The sequence below is a fragment of the Bartonella sp. TT67HLJMS genome (assembly GCF_042193375.1).
GTDB classification, from domain to species: domain Bacteria; phylum Pseudomonadota; class Alphaproteobacteria; order Rhizobiales; family Rhizobiaceae; genus Bartonella; species Bartonella grahamii.
The window spans coordinates 19,177-40,537 of sequence record NZ_JBHILP010000012.1 but is presented as its reverse complement, the minus strand read 5'-3'; the positions used below and the strand labels follow the sequence as shown (position 1 = coordinate 40,537).

The 21,361-nt window shown below is 35.9% G+C and carries 15 protein-coding genes and 1 pseudogene; 11 read left to right on the top strand and 5 right to left on the bottom strand.

Features of this window, described 5'->3' with window-relative positions; translation table 11 throughout:
- Position 1 precedes the first annotated feature (1 nt).
- A complete protein-coding gene (rplM, locus tag ACFIJQ_RS07465; RefSeq protein WP_015856544.1) occupies positions 2-466 on the bottom strand; it encodes a 50S ribosomal protein L13 in 465 nt (154 codons plus the stop codon).
- 297 nt (positions 467-763) lie between these two features.
- Here rplM and recJ point away from each other — a divergent pair, with 297 nt between their 5' ends.
- Positions 764-2,548 carry a single-stranded-DNA-specific exonuclease RecJ gene (gene recJ / locus ACFIJQ_RS07460; RefSeq protein ID WP_375629549.1) on the top strand — a complete coding sequence of 595 codons (1,785 nt, stop codon included), beginning with the start codon at positions 764-766 and terminating at the stop codon, positions 2,546-2,548.
- A gap of 17 nt (positions 2,549-2,565) precedes the next feature.
- Here the strand turns inward: recJ and parE are convergent, their stop codons facing one another.
- The 4 genes from parE to ACFIJQ_RS07440 form a co-directional block, all read right to left on the bottom strand.
- Positions 2,566-4,632, bottom strand: coding sequence for a DNA topoisomerase IV subunit B (gene parE / locus ACFIJQ_RS07455; protein WP_273788273.1), 2,067 nt, complete (start codon positions 4,630-4,632; stop codon positions 2,566-2,568).
- 81 nt (positions 4,633-4,713) lie between these two features.
- Positions 4,714-5,451 carry a lipoyl(octanoyl) transferase LipB gene (gene lipB / locus ACFIJQ_RS07450; protein WP_015856541.1) on the bottom strand — a complete coding sequence of 246 codons (738 nt, stop codon included), beginning with the start codon at positions 5,449-5,451 and terminating at the stop codon, positions 4,714-4,716.
- A gap of 122 nt (positions 5,452-5,573) precedes the next feature.
- Positions 5,574-6,425, bottom strand: a complete 852-nt coding sequence (locus ACFIJQ_RS07445) for a YgcG family protein (protein WP_273788274.1) — start codon at positions 6,423-6,425, stop codon at positions 5,574-5,576.
- Positions 6,425-7,051 carry a LemA family protein gene (locus tag ACFIJQ_RS07440; protein ID WP_015856539.1) on the bottom strand — a complete coding sequence of 209 codons (627 nt, stop codon included), beginning with the start codon at positions 7,049-7,051 and terminating at the stop codon, positions 6,425-6,427. Before ACFIJQ_RS07440 ends, ACFIJQ_RS07445 begins: the two co-directional genes overlap by 1 nt.
- A 389-nt stretch (positions 7,052-7,440) precedes the next feature.
- Between ACFIJQ_RS07440 and ACFIJQ_RS07435 the strand changes: the two genes are divergently transcribed.
- From ACFIJQ_RS07435 to ACFIJQ_RS07390, 10 genes and pseudogenes are all read left to right on the top strand, one after another.
- Complete coding sequence (locus tag ACFIJQ_RS07435) at positions 7,441-8,253, top strand: class I SAM-dependent methyltransferase (protein ID WP_375629544.1); 813 nt, start codon at positions 7,441-7,443, stop codon at positions 8,251-8,253.
- Positions 8,254-9,163: 910 nt separating this feature from the next.
- A complete protein-coding gene (hutH, locus tag ACFIJQ_RS07430) occupies positions 9,164-10,702 on the top strand; it encodes a histidine ammonia-lyase (protein WP_375629541.1) in 1,539 nt (512 codons plus the stop codon).
- 317 nt (positions 10,703-11,019) lie between these two features.
- The gene (locus ACFIJQ_RS07425; protein WP_273788277.1) at positions 11,020-11,382 is read left to right on the top strand and encodes a hypothetical protein; all 363 of its coding nucleotides are present in this window, start codon (positions 11,020-11,022) and stop codon (positions 11,380-11,382) included.
- A 931-nt stretch (positions 11,383-12,313) separates the two neighbouring features.
- Positions 12,314-13,690: an amino acid permease gene (locus tag ACFIJQ_RS07420; protein ID WP_273788278.1), complete on the top strand. Its 1,377-nt coding sequence runs from the start codon at positions 12,314-12,316 to the stop codon at positions 13,688-13,690.
- A 947-nt stretch (positions 13,691-14,637) separates the two neighbouring features.
- Positions 14,638-15,153, top strand: coding sequence for a hemagglutinin repeat-containing protein (locus ACFIJQ_RS07415; protein ID WP_375629537.1), 516 nt, complete (start codon positions 14,638-14,640; stop codon positions 15,151-15,153).
- 32 nt (positions 15,154-15,185) lie between these two features.
- Positions 15,186-15,845 carry a hypothetical protein gene (locus tag ACFIJQ_RS07410; protein WP_375629534.1) on the top strand — a complete coding sequence of 220 codons (660 nt, stop codon included), beginning with the start codon at positions 15,186-15,188 and terminating at the stop codon, positions 15,843-15,845.
- Positions 15,846-15,878: 33 nt separating this feature from the next.
- Positions 15,879-16,280: pseudogene (locus ACFIJQ_RS07405) on the top strand (hypothetical protein).
- A 366-nt stretch (positions 16,281-16,646) separates the two neighbouring features.
- The gene (locus ACFIJQ_RS07400; protein ID WP_273788279.1) at positions 16,647-17,048 is read left to right on the top strand and encodes a hypothetical protein; all 402 of its coding nucleotides are present in this window, start codon (positions 16,647-16,649) and stop codon (positions 17,046-17,048) included.
- Between the two features lie 366 nt (positions 17,049-17,414).
- Complete coding sequence (locus ACFIJQ_RS07395; RefSeq protein WP_375629531.1) at positions 17,415-17,618, top strand: hypothetical protein; 204 nt, start codon at positions 17,415-17,417, stop codon at positions 17,616-17,618.
- 963 nt (positions 17,619-18,581) lie between these two features.
- On the top strand, positions 18,582-21,335 hold the full coding sequence (locus tag ACFIJQ_RS07390) for an autotransporter outer membrane beta-barrel domain-containing protein (protein WP_375629528.1): 2,754 nt from the start codon (positions 18,582-18,584) through the stop codon (positions 21,333-21,335).
- Positions 21,336-21,361 lie beyond the last annotated feature (26 nt).

Here is a 21,361-nt window from a genome sequence, read left to right as displayed (position 1 = left end):
ATCAAGCAATCCTTTTGTTTTTGCGGTTTAAAGCACCAACGTCAAGAGATTCAGGCTGTTGTGCTTCATGTGGATGTTGGCTTCCAGCGTAAACACGTAGATTCTTCAATTGACGGCGACCAAGGGGACCACGAGGAATCATGCGCTCTACCGCTTTTTCAATAACGCGTTCGGGAAAACGCCCCTCAAGAAGTTGACGTGCTGTACGTTGTTTGATTCCACCAATATAGCCGGTATGCCAATAATATTTTTTATCCGTATATTTTTTGCCAGTGAGAGCTATTTTATCTGCATTAATGACAATAACGTTGTCACCATCATCAACATGTGGAGTAAATGTAGCTTTATGTTTGCCACGTAAGCGGTTAGCAACAAATGTGGCAAGACGACCTAAAACAAGGTTTTCTGCGTCAATAATAACCCATTTTTTCACCACTTCAGTTGGCTTTTGTGAAAAAGTTGCCATAGAAGTATCCTTTATTAGAACCCTTTTAATATTAAGGGAATTTTTACTGTTTTGCGTTGAAAATTGTTACCATAGCGAAATATTTAACGCATACTACTTGCTCTGATATAATGTCTTTTGATTGACGTCAAGAGAAAATAAAAACTTTATAAAACAATATGTTATTAGAATGGTATTATAATACCTCATTAAAAGAAGTTTGTGGACAATTTAAACTTAAAATGAATGTTGCAAAAGACTATTTTATCTTTACCGCATGATTGTATTTTATCTTTCTTCATTATAAAATAAACAATAATGCAGTGGTCTCGTTATTTTCTCAATGTTGAATCTTCTGCTTGTGGTCAAGCTTGGTTAGATGCCCTTGATGTTCAAGGGATAAATAATGCGCGCGCTATTTCTCAAAAATTTGGTTTTCCAGATCAGTTAGCTCGAGTACTTTCAGCAAGAGATGTGGATGAAGCTGAGGCTGTTGCTTTTATTAATCCAACATTACGTACGCTTATGCCTGATCCAGAAAGTTTTAGGGATATGCAATGCGCTGCAGAGCGTATTGTTAAGGCTCTTCTCAATCAAGAACAGGTTGCTGTTTTTGGTGATTATGATGTTGATGGTGCTTGTTCTTCAGCACTCATAGCGCGTTTTTTTCGTTATTTTGGTATTGAAGTCAAAATTTATATTCCTGATCGTATTGTTGAAGGCTATGGTCCGAATGAACAAGCAATGAGGATGCTTGTGCAAGAAGGTGCTCGGTTAATTATCACTGTTGATTGTGGCGCAAACAGTCCAGATGCGGTAAAAGCAGCGAGGCTTGCTGGTGCTGATGTTGTGATTTTAGATCATCATCAAATGTCAGAGATTCATCAAGAAGCCGTTGCTCTTGTCAATCCTAATCGTCCTGATGATTTTTCTAAACAGGGGCATTTATGTGCAGCGGGCGTTGTTTTTGTTACCTTAGCTTGGGTTCATCATTTGCTGCGGAAAAAACAATTCCAAGGGCAGCTGCCTGATCTTTTAAGTATGCTTGATCTTGTTGCATTGGCAACCATATGTGATGTCGTTCCATTACAGGGGGTTAACCGTGCTTTTGTGATAAAAGGGCTTCAAGTTGCTCGTTCTATGCATAATCCAGGAATAACAGCTTTAACAAAGGTTGCACGAATAGGGGAGCCACTTAATAGTTTTCATTTAGGTTTTTTGTTAGGTCCTAGAATTAATGCAGGAGGGCGCATTGGTGATCAAGCTTTGGGAGCACGTTTGCTTAGCTGTGAGAATAAAGATGAAGCGGACAGAATAGCAGAACAATTAGATCAGCTTAATCAAGAACGCCAAGAAATGGAGAACATTCAATTAGCACAAGCGGAATCTTACATTGCTTCTCTTTATCAAGATCAAGAAATACCCTTGTCACTTGTAATTTCTCATAAAGAATGGCATCCGGGAATTATTGGTATTCTTGCTTCCCGTCTCAAAGAGCGTTTTTTTTGTCCTGTTTTTGCTATTGCTTTGAAAGAAGATGGAAATGGCGTAGGGTCGGGACGCTCAATTAATGGTATAGATTTAGGAGCACTCGTTCGTGAAGCTGTTACATTAAATTTATTAGAAAAGGGAGGGGGACATAGTATGGCCGCAGGAATTACAATTCAATCAACAAAAATTGAAATCTTTCGAAAATGGTTAGAAGAGAAAGTTTCTTTAAGGGTTTCTGAGTTGCATGCTAAAAAGTCTCTTAGTATAGATGGTTCTCTTTCTGCTTCTGGTGTTAATGAAGCACTGTTTGAGTTGCTTGAAAAAGCAGGGCCATTTGGGACAGGGAATGCAACACCTGTTTTTGTTCTTCCCTCTCATCGATTGGTGAATCTATCTGAAGTTGGTAAAGGACATCTTCGTCTCATTGTATCTAATGTTGAAGGAAAAAAACTGCAAGGAATAGCTTTTCGTGCTGTAGGGACATCTCTTGGTGATTTTCTTTTTGAAAATATTGGTGAAATGATTCATTTAGCTGGTCATCTTAGTTTGAATTATTGGAATGGAACGACCAATCCGCAACTGCGTGTGATTGACGCAGCCGCAGTGGTTTGAAAGGGATATTTTTTACATTAGATGTCTAGATTAGAAGCAAAAGTAGAATTTTCTTGTATGAAACGAAATCGTGCTTCTGGTTTTGTTCCCATGAGACTTTCTACAGTCTTTTTCGTTTCTTGCATTTCCACGGCATCAATAGAAACACGAAGCAATGTACGTTTTTGAGGATGCATAGTCGTTTCTTTAAGTTGTTCCGCGCGCATTTCACCCAGCCCTTTAAAACGCCCGATTTCGATTTTAGCTTTTCCAGTAAATTCAGTTTTGAGTAATTCATCCTTGTGAATGTCGTCACGAGCATAAGCAACTTTTCCTCCTTGCGATATTCTATAAAGGGGAGGGACGGCGAGATATAAATGTCCCTGATGAATAAGGTCAGGCATTTCTTGAAAGAAGAAGGTAATGAGCAGTGACGCAATATGAGCACCATCAACATCAGCATCTGTCATGATGATAATACGTTCATATCTGAGATCTTTTTCACGATACTTGGAGCGTGTTCCACATCCAAGAGCAAGGATAAGATCGCTAATTGTTTGGCTTGAGTTCATTTTTTCATGTGCAGCACTGGCGACATTTAAGATTTTACCACGAAGAGGTAAAATTGCTTGGTTTGCTCTATTTCTTGCTTGTTTAGCAGATCCTCCTGCTGAATCCCCTTCAACAATGAATAGTTCAGCACCCACAGCATGGTTCTGGCTACAATCTGCAAGTTTACCGGGCAGACGTAATTTACGGACAGCAGTTTTTCGACTTATTTCTCTATCTTGGCGTCGTTTAACACGTTCTTCAGCACGTTCAATAACCCAATCGAGAAGTTTTGTTGCTTCTTGCGGGGAATTTGCTAACCAATGATCAAAAGGATCGCGGATTGCATTCTCAACGATACGCTGTGCTTCAATGGTCGCTAATCGATCTTTTGTTTGTCCAACAAATTCAGGGTTACTGATAAAGACTGAAAGTATTGCGGCTGTTGAAATCATAATATCGTCAGACGTAATAATTGTTGCGCGCTTGTTTCCTATTAATTCAGCGTAGGATTTCAATCCACGCAAAAGAGCTTGACGTAATCCTATTTCGTGTGTTCCGCCTTCTCCTGTAGGAATCGTATTGCAGTAAGATTGCACACAAGAATCACCACCATGCCACGCGATAGCCCATTCAACCGAGCCATGGCCATTATTTTGTTGTGTTTTGCCAGAAAAAACTTCTGATGTTACTCGATATTCATCTTTTAGTGACGAGAGTAAATAGTCTTTAAGCCCATTGGGGAAATGAAAAACAGCTTTTTCAGGAATATTTTTTGCGCCTTCAAGTATGACGGGATCACAAGTCCAGCGAATTTTTACGCCACCAAAAAGATAAGCTTTGGAGCATGCCATCTTATAGATTTTTTCTGGATCAAAAGCTGCTTTTTCACCAAAAATTTCACGATCAGGATGAAAACGAACGCGCGTACCACGACGATTATAAACATCTCCCAGATCTTCCAATCCAGATTGAGGAATACCGCGTGAGAAACGTTGGCGGTAAAGTTTTCGTTCTCGTGCAACTTCAACTTCCATATCATCAGAAAGAGCATTGACAACAGAAATTCCTACTCCATGAAGTCCACCTGCAGTTTGATAAGCTTTTCCATCAAATTTCCCCCCTGAGTGGAGTTGTGTCATAATAACTTCAAGAGTAGATTTCTCAGGCATTTGAGGATGATTTTCGACAGGAATACCACGTCCATTATCTGTAACGGTTATATAACCGTTCCTATCTAATGAGACCTCAATAAAATCTGCATAACCCGCAACAGCTTCATCCATCGCGTTATCAATAATTTCGGCAAATAAATGATGAAGCGCTTTACTGTCTGTTCCACCAATATACATTCCAGGGCGTAAACGTACGGGCTCTAAACCCTCAAGTACTCGAATAGAGAGGGCATTATAGTCATCTTCTTGCGTATCTTTTGCACTTTTTTTTGAAATCATCGCTTTTGATTTCATTGGAGACTGCAGAGTGTTTTCTTTTGTATTTACCCGAGATTGGGCTTTATTTAAAACACTAAAAAGATCCTTTTTGTTATCGCTCATAGCGTTTAACTATCTACCTCATAAAATAAAATATTTATTAAAGTAATTTTATGCCTGTTTTTTATTTAAAAATCAATGCACTTAGGAAACATCAATTGTTGGACCGAAAATTTGTTCAAAGGCGTGTTTGAGAGCAATATCAATATCATGCATTGTTACAGGGTAACCTAGATCCAGAAAGCTTGTTACACCGTGGTTTTTAATTCCACAAGGAACAATTCCTGAATAATGGGCTAAATTAGGATTAACATTGATAGAAACTCCATGAAAACTTATCCATTTGCGCACTCGAATGCCAATAGCTGCAATTTTATCTTCGGAAGAAAGATCATTTTGTTTTGATGGGCAATGAGACTGTTTAACCCAGACACCAACGCGATCTTCTCTGCGTTCGCCTTTAATATTAAAGTTTGCAAGCATCTGTATGATCCATTCTTCTAATGCACTAATGAAAGCACGAATGTCTTGTTTTCGGCGTTTAAGATCAAGCATGATATAAGCAATACGCTGTCCTGGACCGTGATATGTAAATTCACCTCCACGTCCTGCTTCATAAACAGGGAATAAATTAGGCGCCAAAAGATCTTTTTTATTTGCACTCGTCCCTGCTGTATAAAGGGAAGGGTGTTCAAGAAGCCAAACTTGTTCATGCGCGGTTTTTGCAAGAATTTTTTCTACACGTTCTTGCATATAACGCAGAGCTTCAGGATACTCAACTAGATGATTACTTATCTTCCATTCAACGGGTGGATTTCCTAGAATTGCATTAAAATGATGTGATAAGTGATTACGATCCGTATGTTTTAATTCAAATGTCATTGGTAATATTTATCTTGATGTTTGAGTTTGTATTATAATCAGAAAAATAAAAAAAGAACAGGATTAAGAGATAGTTTATAAGAAGTGCAATGAATTTTATTAAAAAAATCATTATGCTCGTTTTACCATCTTCCTGTTGCACCGCCACCACCTGATGATCCACCACCACCTCTGAATCCTCCTCCCCCTGAAGGTCCGCCAAAGATTCCACCAGAACCTCTACCGCTCGCATTTAAGTTTAAAAACCAAGGTGTGAAGACAATACCCAGCCAAAGATACTTTCGTGGACCTATTTTTTTACCAAAAATCATAGCAAGAATGGGCAAACCAACGACTATAAAGAGAATGAGAAACGTGATTGTATTTATAATCATTTCTTCTTTTTCAGCTTGTTTGCGTTGTTCTTCAACAGCTTTAGCTTTTTGATTGATTCGAAAAGAAAAATCAGCATCACTTTGTGTGATCACTTTGATAATCGCGTGAACGGATTCGACAATTCCTTTTTGATAATTTCCTTCACGAAAATTAGGAATCATGAAGCTATTAATAATGACAGAGGAAATGGCATCTGTTAGTTCTCCTTCCAGACCGTAGCCTACCTCAATACGTGCTTTGCGTTCATTTGGTGCAATGACGATTAATATGCCGTTATTGATTTGTTTTTGACCTAATCTCCATGTACGAAAAAGAGAATTGCTGTATGTCTCTATATCATTGCCCGAAAGAGTAGGGAGCGTCACAAGAACGATTTGATCTCCTGTTTTCTCTTCGAGTGTAGCTAGCTTTTCCGTTAAATTTCTTTGTGTTGCATGATCAAGTAAATGAGCCATATCGTTGATATAGCCGGTTAAGGGAGGAAACTTAGTGTGTGCGTAAGTGACATTCCCCAATGCAATGATCAAATATAGAATACTCAAAGGAACCCATAAACGTAGAAAAATACGACGTTGTATAGAGTGTTGAAATATTTTCATTAATTAAAATTAACCTTTGGTGTTTGTTGGCTATCAGTATCGATGGTAAAAGTAGGCATAGGTTTAGCATCACGAAACCATAGCTTTGCCCAAATCATCGTCGGCATTGTTTTGAGAGCAGTATTGTAAGCACGTACTGTTTCAATATAATCGCGGCGTGCAACGGAAATTCGGTTTTCTGTTCCTTCTAATTGTGATTGAAGAGCAAGAAAGTTCTGGTTTGCTTTAAGATCCGGATAGTTTTCGACAACAGCCATAAGCCGCGAAAGGGCACTTGATAAATTTGCTTGATTTTTGAGATATTGCTGCATAACTTCTGGATTATTCAACATATCTGCATTAATGTTGACTTGCGTTGCTTTGGCACGTGCCTCAATTACATTTGTGAAAACGCTTTGTTCATGAGCTGCGTAAGCTTTAACTGTTTCTACAAGATTGGGGATGAGATCTGTACGACGTTGATATTGATTGAGCACTTCACTCCATGCTGCATGTGCTTTTTCTTCATTTGTTGGTATCGTATTGAATCCGCACCCACTTAAAAATGGGACTAACCATGCCAAAAAAATCACGATTGAAAATTGTTTTAATATTTTAAACATTGAAGAAGTTTGTACATTTAACATAAAGATGTCTCCACAGATATTTTATGTATTATATAGGGTTTATCTTCTTGGTGGAAAGTATTTTGAATTTTATAAACAGGTACATTTATCAATAAATCGACATTTCTCTGCGTTTTAGGCACGCTTAAGTGATTTGTTGATATTAAAATGATAATGGTAATATAGATGTCACCTTATAAAAGATCAATAATATTCATATCAATTATTATTACAGAAAATTATATTATTTTTGTAGTATTTTTTTGTGGTTCACAACGTGCAGATAATAATTGGAAACGGGAAAAATTTAAGCATCAATCTTATGGAAAGATAGAAGGTAAGGGCAGTTCTTATTTTCCCTCCTGTAGCAGTTATTCTTAGTACATCGGATAAAAAATGGTTTTTTAATTATGTATGGTAGTAATTGTGAAAGAGGGGAAAATCCTGTGATAGAAAGTGTTCAACGGCAAAGTGAAAAGTTTGATGGATTGGCTAATGATTATGATCGTTATCGTCCTCGTTATCCTCTCACTTTATTTAAAACCATGCTCCATCCTTTTAAGAACAAAAAGCATTTGTCCATTGTGGATGTGGGAGCTGGGACAGGTATCGCATTAGAGGGAATTGTTAAATTTTTAGGAAATGAGCACCAATATCATGCTATCGATGTATCGGCAGATATGATTAAGAAGGGGCGAAGAAAACTTCCTACGGTGCAGTGGTATCAGGGCCGTGCAGAAGACCTATTGCCTCAAATTGGTGAGGTCGATCTTGTCATTGCAGCGCAAGCGTTTCAGTGGATGGATCGTCCTAAGTTGCTTTGTTCTGTTTCAGATCAACTTCGAGTCAATGGTGTCATGGCTGTTATTCAAAATAATCGTGATTTCAAGCATAGTGAATTTCTAGAGGCTTATGAGACATTGTTAGAGAAAATGAGTCCGAACTATTCTCGGTATTATCGTAATTTTGATTTTTTACAGGAAATGAGTGATGGCTTTGGGGTAGGTCCAGAAAAGATTTTTTTCCATACGCACAATTGGATGATGATGATCCCATCTGAAGCTTTTATTGGAATGAGCCGCTCTTCAACGCAAGCGCAACGTGCTATTGCTTGCTATGGGGAAGAATATTTGCGGCAATTGGTTGCATTGATAAAGAAATATGAAGTGCAAGGTAATTTGGAGCTTTTGTATCGAAGTGAGCTCTATATGTATGCAGGATAATCTGATATCGATGATTGCTTTTGCTCTTTTAGCACATCAGAGTAGGCGGTATTCAGGAGATTAACGCATTATTAAGGCAGGTTTTAAGGAGGGAGAGTTTTTTCTTCTTCAGTATTCAAATTGATACCTTATTACATCTTACATCTTATTTTTATTTTAAATAACGGGTTAGCTCGAGCTTTGTGTGGTTTTATTGAAGATGTGCTTTTCAGGTTTCAATCTGGCGCTTTAAATACAATTTTGAAGTGGCAAAGAAGTGGTAAATAACCTTAATTTCTTCTATGTTGTGATGTGTAAATAAGTTTTTTAATTTTCTATAGAGTTTAATTTTTGCAATCATGATAGATTGTGGCAGCTATCTATCTAAGATTTTTATAAGTTTAGTAGGAATAGCTTAATGATATATCCATATGATAAATTCATTGAGTCCTCCCTTTACGCTTCATACACAAGAACAAGCCTGCATCATCACACACTTTGTCATTTCCCAATGTTGCGACAGCCCTTGAGACGGTTCATAAGAGGGGTTTTTTAGATCTTTTTTGTACAGTTTTATCCATACGCCAATCTCGCTTATGACGTGCAAGCGAATGGTTTTGATTGATTCAACATACACAGATTTAGAATGGGAGAATCTTAAGATGTTCGGCTCTCTCATTTAATATAAATAATGCTAGATTATGATTATAAATTAATGTGTTATCTATTTTTGAAATCCATGACCTTGGTTGTGCTTGTCAATATTTCATTTTCATTTATCGTCAACTATTCTACTTTTGGATAATGACTCCATTGTAAGGAATGCCTTTAAGAAAGCAATTTCGTTTTAAAGAGTCGTTATAGTTTTTTTGTTTTATAGAAGGATCAATAATGCTAAACATTATACTTTGATTAAAAAAGAAAGTAAATTATGACTATTATACTAAAACCGAGCGAGGTGACGCTTAGTGAACTTGAAGCTATTTATTTTAATGGTGAAGTGAGTAAACTTCATAATGACACGCATTTAGCTATCGAGAAAGGGGCTCAGCGCATTGCTGAAATTGCTGCTGGAAGTGAGCCTGTATACGGTATTAATACTGGTTTTGGGAAGCTGGCTTCCATTAAAATTGATGCGGACGATGTTGCTGTTTTACAGAGAAATCTTATTTTGTCCCATTGTTGTGGGGTAGGAGAGCCTTTAGCTGAAAATATTGTGCGTTTGATAATGAGCTTAAAGCTTATCTCTTTAGGAAGAGGAGCTTCAGGAGTTCGTCTAGAATTGGTAAATTTGCTGGAAAATATGCTTGCAAAGGGCGTCATTCCTGTCATCCCTGAAAAAGGGTCTGTTGGTGCTTCAGGTGATCTAGCTCCACTTGCTCACATGGCGGCTGTTATGATGGGAGAAGGAGAAGCATTTTTTCAAAATATTCGTATGAGTGGAGCGGTTGCATTGGAGAAAGCGGGATTGTCCCCTATTATTTTAGAGGCAAAGGAAGGTCTAGCTCTTATTAATGGGACTCAAACATCAACAGCTCTTGCACTTGCCGGTCTTTTTCGAGCTTATCGGGCATTGTGTGGTGGATTGCTGGCAGGAGCTTTGACGACAGATGCCATTATGGGATCAACGGCGCCATTTCATCCTGATATCCATATTTTACGAGGACATTATGGGCAGATTGCTGTATCGAAAACATTAGAAAAGCTTGTAGAGGATTCAGAAATTCGTGCAGCACATTTACGTGGTGATGAGCGTGTACAAGATCCTTATTGTATACGTTGCCAGCCACAGGTTATGGGGGCATGTTTTGATATTTTGCTAGCAGCAGCAAAAACACTGATTATTGAAGCAAATGCTGTTACAGATAATCCATTGATTTTAAGGAATGGTGAAGTTGTATCAGGTGGGAATTTTCATGCTGAGCCTGTAGCATTTGCTGCTGATCAGATTGCTCTTGCTTTATGTGAAATAGGATCTATTTCTCAACGGCGTATTGCTTTGATGGTTGATCCAGCAGTTTCTTATGGACTTCCAGCTTTTTTAGCGCATAATGCAGGTCTTAATTCAGGCTTTATGATTGCTGAAGTAACAGCAGCAGCTTTAATGTCTGAAAATAAGCAAATGGCCCATCCTGCTTCCGTTGATTCAACACCAACTTCAGCTAATCAAGAAGATCATGTTTCAATGGCTTGTCATGGAGCTCGTCGGTTATTGGTAATGAGCGAAAATCTTTTTACACTGATTGGTATTGAGACACTTGTTGCAGCACAAGGAATTGAATATCGTGCACCTTTAAAAACAAGTGCTTTTTTGCAATCTGTTATGGAATGTTTACGCAAAAATGTTGCTTCTCTTAAGGAAGATCGCTATTTGGCTCCAGATCTTCATCAAGCACATATACTTGTGCGTGAAGGGCACTTATTATCTGTTTTACCAGAAACAATTTTTCCTTCACTAGAACCTAAATAATATTTATTTTTGAGTTTAAAAGAGAAGGGGAGAGCTAATTATGAGATTTCTTTATACAAAAATTGGAGAAATGATGAATATATCTTTATAATAATTAATAAATATTTTTCCATTTATTGGCTGTTATGTATTGTGTTTATTCACAATTATCTCTTTAATACGCTTATCTTGTGCTATAAACTAGTTTAGATAAGTTTATGAATGAGCGTATTATATTTATTATTACTCACTAAAATTAATGTTTTTATTGAGTATTTCTCTTTTTAAAAGATGGTTTATAATTTTTGTACTTTTAAATCACGAGAAAGGGGAAATAAATGTCTAAAAATCGTCTATTATGTATTTTAATGACAATCATTGTTTGTTTTTCGCAAATTATAGAGGCTCACGCGAATTTTTGGAGAGGAAGCTTTCCAGAGGATGTTTTCATTATGATCGTGGACCAAGAAAAAGAGCCTCTTATTTCAGCGAAAAACAAAGATTTTATTGCTATCTCAGGGAGAACTCCCAGAGGTAAGGAGAATGCTATCATCGGACCAACAGTCAAAGATGCTATTTTTACCGTATATTTTTTTTTCATTGGAAAGCTTGTAGTTAAGGCAGTTGGAGTTCTTAAAAGATGGGTTGTAGATACACTTTCTCATACTTTTGAAAACTGGCGAGATTCGTATTATCATTGATTAAGCTATATCAATTGGTTTAAAAAATGAGTGTATGTGGTGTTGAATACAATTTATGATGATGTGACAAGCTAAAAAGTGTAGAAAGTTTATACGGTATTAATAGAAAGTTTAACGCATGTTTCTCTTGAATATGATGATATCAATTTAAGGTTTTTATTTATAGCCTTGAAAAACTCATATGATGAATGGAAGCATATGCCCTTCATGCAAAGCAGTGTTGTTTTTTGTATTCACGGATTTGTTTTAAGAAAATATTTCCTCAATACTTAAGCTTACATGTCAGGATTGCATCCGTGACTGGTATAATCTAAAAACTCTCGTGAAAAGTATAAGATTAATAGTGCATCATTATTTTTTATGTTACGAAGATATGAGTTGATACTATTATATAATCTATTTTCCGAGTTGCGACAGCTTTTTGTACTTGAGACAGTTTATTAAAAGGCATTTTTATTTCTTTCTTTATGTGTTTTTTATTCACACTTCAATCTCGCTTAGAATGTGTAAACGAAAAGTTTTGATTGCTTCAATATGAACAGGTTTGGAAAAGAGAAAATCTTATGATATTGAGGAGCCAATTCAATATATAAAACAATAAATTATCCTTATGAATAAAAATGTTTACATTATCTTGCATTCAATCCCACATTTTCTGCAGAAAAATAGAAAATATAAAAATGAGTTAAATGACAATTATAAAAAATTTTATTATCACGTAATTTCAATAAAATGATACAAAACTTAGGCTATAAAAAGCTGAATCATTCGCAATAAAAGTATTTTTCATTGCCTAGGATAGAGCACCTGGAAGGCTATTGTTTAATGCTTTTAAAGTATATCTTCGAAAGAGAAACATGAGGCTTTATTTATCATAAAGCTGTTATTGTCGTGTGGATTTTCGTCAACATTTCAATAAAGAAGGAAAGTAATGGCACGAAATGAACTGAAACGAGGTATGAGTAAGCGCCAAGTTATTTTTTTAGCTCTTGGCTCTGCTATTGGAACAGGTCTTTTTTATGGGTCTGCACAGGCAATTAAGCTTGCGGGTCCAAGTGTTTTGATTGCCTATTGTATTGCTGGTTTAGCTATTTTTATGGTTATGCGGGCTTTAGGAGAGATGATTATTCATAATCCATTGCCTGGTTCTTTTGCACGTTATGCGGCAAATTACATATCGCCATTAGCAGGTTTTTTAACGGGATGGACATATGTATTTGAAATGATTCTTGTCGGTTTGGCTGATATTACAGCTTTTGCGACTTATATGGGTTTTTGGTATCCTGATGTTGCTCCTTGGGTATGGGCATTTAGTATTACGTTAATTATCACGGGTATTAATTTAGCTGCCGTAGAAGTATATGGTGAACTAGAGTTTTGGCTGTCTTCTATTAAAGTTATTGCTATCATTGCAATGATTATTTTAGGAATAGTAATTATTTTTTGTGGTTGGGGTGAAAGTGCAGTTTCTTCTACTGTTACTGTTCATAATTTATGGAAGAATGGTGGTATTTTTCCTAATGGTTGGTTTGGTTTTTTAGCTTGCTTTAGTGTTGTTGTCTTTGCTTTTGGTGGTATAGAAATCATTGGGATGGCAGTCATGGAAGTTCAAAACCCTCATCAAACAATTTCAAAGGCAATTAATTCTACTCCAGTTCGTATTTTGCTTTTTTATATCATGACGTTAGCTATTTTAATGTCACTTTATCCTTGGAATGAGATTGGTCTTATGGACAGCCCTTTTGTATCCATTTTTGAAAATCTTGGGATTTCATATGCAGCAAATATCTTAAATATTGTTGTTGTTACAGCGGCTATTTCTGCAATGAATAGTGGAATGTATGGTGCTTGTCGCATGATACATGGTTTATCGCAGGAAGGTTATGCTTTAAAGAAGTTTCAATATTTATCAAAAAATGGTATACCGATTTTTGTTATTTTGATGATCTTCGGTATTTTTCTTCTTGGTGCTGTCCTTAATTATTTTTACCATGAAAAGCTTTTTTTTCTTATTGCTGCAATGGCAACATTCGCGACAGTTTTTGTGTGGATGATGATTCTACTTTCACAAATTTTTATGCGAATTAAGATGCCTAAAGAAGCGCAGAATGGTTTAAAATTTCCAATTCCATTTTGGCCAATAGGATCGATTTTTTCTATTTTATTTATGGTTTTTATTTTTATTCTCTTATGGTATTTTGATGAGACACGACCAGTTTTAATTATAGGTTTTAGTTGGATTGCTTGGCTTGTTATTTGTTTTTATGCACTTAAACTTTATAATTTTAAGCAAAAGAAACTGCAATAAAATGTGAATAGAGATTAAACTCAAAACAAATAACTGATATTATCAGGAGAAGAGTTGTTTGATTGTTATTCTCTAAAGATTAGTATAATCTAGATTGAAGAAAATCTGCTCGTTATTATTTTACTTTGAGAGTTTTTGTGAGCCATTGCTTATGGTAACGATCAAATCATATAAATATTAGGCATTTTTTGATGGTGAGCTCTGCAATCAATATAAGTCTTTCATGTTAAAATGCCTAACAATGCAAATGGATTTTATTAGAGACAAGATTATAGGCAGATATCTTTTTCAAACGCATTAATGGATTTCTATTTTACAAGATAAGTTATTGTAAGAATTGTTTTTATTGTTTAAGAAACTACTATAGCTTTTAGAAGCGAAGATAAAGTTCTTGATGTATTCTCTTGAAAAGAAGGGTTGGAGTCTTCTGTGTCCTTTAAAAGGATATTTTGGTTGTTATGGGGTAAAGGGGAGAAGTTTTTTATTTCTATTATTTTTTCTCAAAGAGGATTGGCGTTGGTAGGATAATAAAGTCATTGTATCATTGTGTTTGCAAAAACTTCAATAAAGAGTAGCAAGGTATCATAATAAAATTTCATAGAAGAGTAAATTAAAGAGAACAATGAACGTGTGACAGTTTTACGATTCTTGTTGTTATTGCGAGCAAAAGAGCAAGGATCAAACTTATTTTTTATAAAATTGATACGGGAGTAATTTTTATCACAAGTGGAGAAGGATAAAATGCACTCCGCAACTGTATTGTGGTGCAAAATTATTCAATATTATTATAAAAGGCGCTCAAGAACACTACGATCAGCAAAAAAAAATCATCGGAAAGTGGCTTTTTACACGAGAAATCTTCCAATAGCTCTGAAACGTATATCACAACGATTTCCTCTATCCTTGAGGCAACGGGCAAAATTGATACGGATGTACACGGAAATGCTATGATTATTGTTTCTCATCGGATTTCCGGTCAAGATATCAATGTAATGGGAGAAAGTGTGATGATTGTTGGCATGATAGACCATCATAGCAGCCATTTACAGACGCATGCCATAGGTTTTGATGTGGGTTCAGGCAAAAATTTTGTTTTGATATACGGGAGCGAAACAAAGACAGAAAATGAAGAGAGTTTTGAACATCAAGGCTCTTCTCTCAATGTTAACTGTAATATCAACATTACGCTCAAGAAAAAAGATGTGAGCGTAGTAGACTCTGATCTTGCAGGGGAGGGTATTAACCTTTCGGCAGCGCATGATGTCAATGTGTTTGTGGGTCACAATAATCATAGTTCGAGTACACAGGAAGAGCGCACAGGCTTTGGCTTTCAGTTTGAAAAGAGCAGCGGTGCTTCTGTTGGTGTTTGGGGTTACGAGTGTGAAAGACACTGGCGATCAATAGGAAAATACCTCCGTTCAATCCTATTTCAAAGTGCGCAGAGATGTGCGGATTACTGCTGATCATGATGTAAACATGCAAGCCGACAAATGTTTTGGCAGAGTGTGATGTCAACGTCGATGCTGGCAATAATATCACGCTTTCGGAAAACTATAATATCTCTAAGACACAAGAGATGCCTGAAAAGTCCTTTGCTGGTGTGACAGGATCTGTCAATGTGGGCATTCTTGGTACCATAAAAGATACAAGAGATGTAGCAAAACGTTTTGCTCATGGGGATGTGAAACACAAAATCGGCAATGGTTTGATTGGCGGACTAAATGGCAATAGAGCAGCGATTGTTTGTGCACATAGCCCCAAAGGTGCCATAACAGTAGGTAAAGGATTGCGTGACTTTAAAAAGCGTGGCATCCACAATATAGCAAAGAAAACAGATATCTATCTTTTGGGAACAGCTGATAAGGCTCTATCGATAGCGAATCCATTATATGTCGTAAATGATGGCGAAAAAGATCATGTCTACCTACAAAATCATTTACTTAACCCCATTGGTATAGGATTTGGTCACAATCCACCTACTTTTTATAAGGTACCCTCGGAGTTCCCTTATGTATTATTTCCACCAGAAATTCCCATGCGAAAGGAGGGGAGAGCGCTAGGCGGCTATGATCCTAGAATTGTTATAGTCATGCGCCTTATACGTGTGCAAGGTACTATGGAACGCCTCATATTATGCCAATTTATTCGATTTTAGATAATTTAGGTTTAGGTTATTTATGGAAAAAAAATGAAACAAATCTTAAAATTATTAAGTGGTCTCATTCTGTTAAATGTCGCTGGATATAACATCGACAAGCCCCACTAGGAGTTTTGAGTGCTTGGGAGAAGCTTGGAGCAGACTTTACTGAGGTAGGAAAAGCACTGTTAGAATGTGGCATGCCAACCTCGTATGATGTCTTTCCAGAAAATAAAAAGTTAAGCCTCAATGCAGAGGCTTCCATTGATGCTTGCATGATCCAAGCAAAATTCCACTACAAATGGGGAGGACTATATTGGTGTTATACTTAATAAAGATGAAAACCTCCCCATTTGTCGTCCTAGTGCTGTTATCCCGCAACGAAGTGTCAAGAAGCGTTTGAACAGCTCGTTTTGTAAAAAATATAAAACCGCACCTGAATGCCAGCCTTAATTTTTGCTGGTGATGATCAACAATCACTACCTTCATGTTTCTCATGCCTGTGCGCGGGGGGGGGACTTAATTCACCATTTCAATGCTATTTATTTATGGGTACTACAACTGTAGGCGCAATAATATAAAAATATCTATTTTTGTTGTAATCAAAATATTGATAATAATTATAGGTATGCCGTTGATAGAATATGATTTTAGTAATAATTTTACCGTATTTTTGATATAACAATAATGGTATAATCTTCGGAAAGGTAAAAATAATAAAGGTTGATAATATCCATCATTGTTTTGGAAATAAAAAAACAGCATGTAAAATAATTTATAGATTGTTTCGTAATATCAAAATTACTCAAGGATAGGAAAATGAAGCATATTTTAAAATTATTAAGCGGGATAACTTTATTTGTTATGGCTGGATGTTTCGAAGAGCAGCCTTCTCGAACAGCCGTAGATGCATGGGAAAAGCCCGGCGCAGATCAGCTTGAGATCAAAAAAGCTCTGTTGGAATGCGGAGTGCAGCATTTTGATGGTCGTCTTGATACAGAAACAAGTATGGATGAGAAATTCAATGCTGAGGAGGCAGAGAATGCATGTATGATCCAAGCAGGTTTCCGAGATAAATTGGGAAGGGTGAAGTGGTGTGAGAAATATGAGCATCTTCCAATTTGTCAGCCTGATGCAGTTATTCCTCAGCGAAGTGTAGAGAGGCGTTTGAATAGTCCTCATTGTAAAGAGCATAAAGAACAGCCTGAATGTCAACCTTAGGTGTTGATGTTTCTGTAATCAATAATTCTCGTGTTCTTTTTCTCGCATGGGGGGGCGAGGTTGCTTTTTAATGTACTAGCCATCTTGTATACGAAAAAATACTAGCAAGCTTTTCAGCCTTTCTATCGTAAATATTGAAGGAGGGGAAATGAAAAATATTGAAATTATTGAGTGTTATAATTTTATTAAGCGCTGCTGGATGTGTTAGCAAATCTCCCCCAATCGATCTTGGCATTATGAGAAAAGTCCAATGTCAATAAATCTACGATCTCACAAGTACTGTTCAAATGTGGCAGGCAGCCGATCTACGCTTTTCCTGAAAATATGGATTCGTGTGCAAGTCAGTTTGTAGCAATTTATGAATGCATGACTAAAGCAGGTTATCGATACAAATTACAAGATTCAACGGGAATCTATTTTTCATCAACGCCGCGAAGTGATTCATTTTTAGTCAATTTAATGGTAGCAGGGTATCAACAGGTTATGGATAATGATACTTTTGGTGTAACCAATTCGACAAAACAAGAGCGAGATTTGATGTTACGTTTTGAAAATGATAAAAAGCGCTAGTAAATAAAAAAAGCTTTGCACAAGTGATTATCAACAGTAGAATATTCATTTTAAAGCAATAATTGAATGAAAATATTAAACGGAAGAAGAGAGAAATACGGCTCTTTTGTCTCCAATATAGTTATATTCATCAGCTACGAGATTAGAAATAGTGTTGTTGTCAGATGATGATGATAGCGGAGGATAGTGAGTTGTTGTTTAGAGAAATTTATTCAATATAAAGAATGGCAAATAATAGCTTTGCTAAAATATCTTCTTTAATGATAATAAACAGATAGCTTTCATAAAACTGATTTTGATGAAATTTTATTTTGGTGTTTTTTAATTTTAAGATGGTGAGTGTTTTACTGTATTTTAGATTTTATCAAAAGATCTAAAGTATTATGCAAGTAATTTTGATATAAAGATCTTTTTATTTTATGATAATTTTTTTGTTAGATACTAGCATTTTTAATACAGAAATTGTGTACATTAGGTTATAAATTAGTGTGCGATTTTTTGTTTTTTTTTGTTGTAGTTAGAGAAATGATGCTGTTATAGCTTTCATATATTATATCTCATTATATCGTATTTTTTTATTAAAACGTTTTGATCGTTTAAATCTTAAAAATTATTCTCATTTTGTTATATTTTTATTTTTCGGTGGTGAGATATATTGAATATTATATCTTTTAAAAATTTACATTTTTTCGCGTTTTTTTGAGATTAGTTTTTTGGCATTTTGTATTGCAGTTCTCAGTGGTTTTGGGGATGTGCTCTTTAAAAAGATTGTCATCCTAAATGGTGTTTTTAAACTTTTTGTTCTTTCTTTACATAAAATACAAAACATATTATGAGTATGCCGTAATTTACCATAAAAAATAAAACAGTCTCGCTTGTTTTATTCTTATTGTGTTTAATTTGTGGTTTATTTTTTTGCCAGCATTTTTTGTTTTGTTGAAAAAAAGAGAGTTTTGAAAAACAATGATAACCAAGGTATCTAAAAATCACTTGTATTCGTGTGTTTTTACAGCAGCTATTTTTTCTTTTTTATTAAATATAAATATTGAGGCGCATTCTCATTCATATACATCACTGTCATGTGACGAAAACAAATTGCCTTATAAATGCAGTGATGGTGTAAAGCATACAATTAGTGATAAAGTATATAAGTTCACGGTACCTGTTAAAGAAAAGAATGGGGAGGGTAGTTCTCTCATATTGCCTGCTGCTATAGTAGTGCAGGAGCCAAATACAGTTATTCAGGCAATGCGTGTAGAGGTTGAAGCTACTGCGGGTATAGAAGATATTTATGGTGTTTCTGTATCACAAGGGGGAAGAATTGTTTTGAGTGATTCAGCTTTTAAAAATGTGTCAATAGGTCTTAAAGCTGATAGTGGAATGATTGAGGTTAATCGTGGAACAATTGAGGCTTCTCAGTTTGCAGCTTATGCAGAGAAGCGAGGAGCATCTGTTACGTTAACGAATACAAAAATTAAAGTGGAAGGTTTGGGTATCGGTCAAGAGAGTGCTCTTTTCGTTAGGGCTGATGCGGGTATTCAGATGAAAAGTGGTTTTATTGATGTGAATGATGCTGCTGCGCTTTATGTGGGGAGAGGGGGGAGTGCGACTTTAGATGGTGTTACCATTACTTCAAAATATCAAAAAACAGAAGACAATGAAAATACAAGTGAAAAGATTGCACATACAGTTTTCAATGTAAAACATCAGGGCTCTGTTTATTTAAAAAATACTAATATTATTTCTACGGATGTTCATGTTTTAACAGTTGGACAAGATTCTAACACACTGTCCAATAATGGAAGGGAAGGAAATATTTTAATTTCGCGGGTTAATATTGAAGATTCAACAATTAAAGCAATAGGTAATAAACATGGTATGTATTTTGAGATGGATGGGGGGAATGATGCGTATGAACAGGGGCTTGTCTTTTTGAAAAGGACGATTTTTGAGGTTCCAGATGGAACAGCTATTCACAGTAATAATAGTCGTAGTTATATTGCAGTAACAGAAGGTACAAAAATTTTTGGTGACTTATTATTAACAGCTGAAAAGGGAGGGACTGTAGCGATTTTGGCTGATTCTTCTTCATTGATAGGAGGGACTCGTGTTGCCGATGATTCTATTGCTGAGCTTTATTTGACAAGGGGATCAAAATGGTTTTTGACAAAAAGAAGAGAGATAGCTTCGCAAGCTGCAAACCGCACAAGTTCATTTATTTCATTTGTAAAAATTTCTAATAGCTTTATTGCTTTTGAAACTCCAATGTTTCAGGAGTATCAGACACTTTATATTGGGGAGGGAGAGAAAGAAGTTTATAGTGCGCAAGAAAGTGCTGATATTTATCTCAATACACATTTCAGTAGTAATGGTTTGCTCGATAATAAAAAGACTGATCGGCTTTTGATACATGGTGATGTTTCTGGAAAAACGACAGTTTATGTGCAATTTGTCACAGGAAACCAAGGTGAGATAGCAACCGGTGAAAATGTTCATAGTATTTCACTTATTCAGGTTTCTGGAAAAGCGGCAGAAGATTCTTTTCAGTTAGATCGTGCTTATATTGCATTAGAAGGGTTGCCTTACCGATATTATCTTCATGCTTATGGTCCAGATTCTACTCTTGGAAATGCACAAATTTCTCAAAGATTGGTTGATGGAAATGGAGATTTTTGGGATTTTCGCCTTGAAAGTAAGTATATTCAGCCTTCTTTGGGAGTGTCTGTTATCCCTCATTCTGAGTTAAAGGTCAGAGAGGTTGTTCCACAAGTTCCAACCTATCTTTTGTTACCGAATGCTTTGTTTCATATTGGACTCATGGATATCAGTAATCAACAAAAGGAATTGCAAGTTACGCAGTCTATTCCTCGCAAATTATTAAAAGTTGAAGGGAATTTTGCTTTATCTGTCCACGGTTATGGTGGGAGTTATCGTTATGTCTCAGATCTTTCTAAACTTAAATATGGGTACGATGGTAACGTTGATTATAACGCTATAAAAACAAACATTTTGCTCAAAACAATAGAGAGCGCATATAGTACAACATCTTTTGGGATTATGGGAACCTATGGAAAGCTTTCCTTACAACCTCGTAATGTGGAACAAAGCCAAAAGAGTACGTTTAATAAATGGTCATTTACGACATACGGTAGTGTGAAACACAACACTGGTTTTTATGTAGATGGTCTTTTATCTTATGGTTTGTTTAAAGGGGATGTGCTTACCCATGCTTGGGGTAAGACGGCGACATTAAAAGCAAATCCTTTGAACGTTTCGTTTTCTGCTGGTAAAGTGTTTATGACAGGATATGAAGATCTTATTTTTGATCCGCAACTCCAGCTTATTTATCAACATCTTCAATTTGATAAGTTTCGTGATATTGATGGATTTGATGTTGAGATGAAAAAAATAGGTCAATGGTTGGTGCGTATTGGGGGGCGTTTAAATAAAACATTTTCAGCATCTGAAAAGGATCGTATTATTTGTTTTTATGGTAATATTCATCTTTCTAATCGTTTTGGTAAAAAACAATTTGTTCATTTTAAAGATGTTTTCCAGTTGGGTTCTTTTGGTTCTTCTTTAGAAACAGGTTTGGGTATTAATGCGCAGTTTTCTTCTAAAGTTACACTTCACAGTGATCTTAGCTATCAGCATAGGTTAACCAAGGCTGGTTTTTCTGGAGTTCATTTTTCTGGTGGTTTGCGCTATCATTTTTAATAAATCGTTTTAAAAATAATAAATGT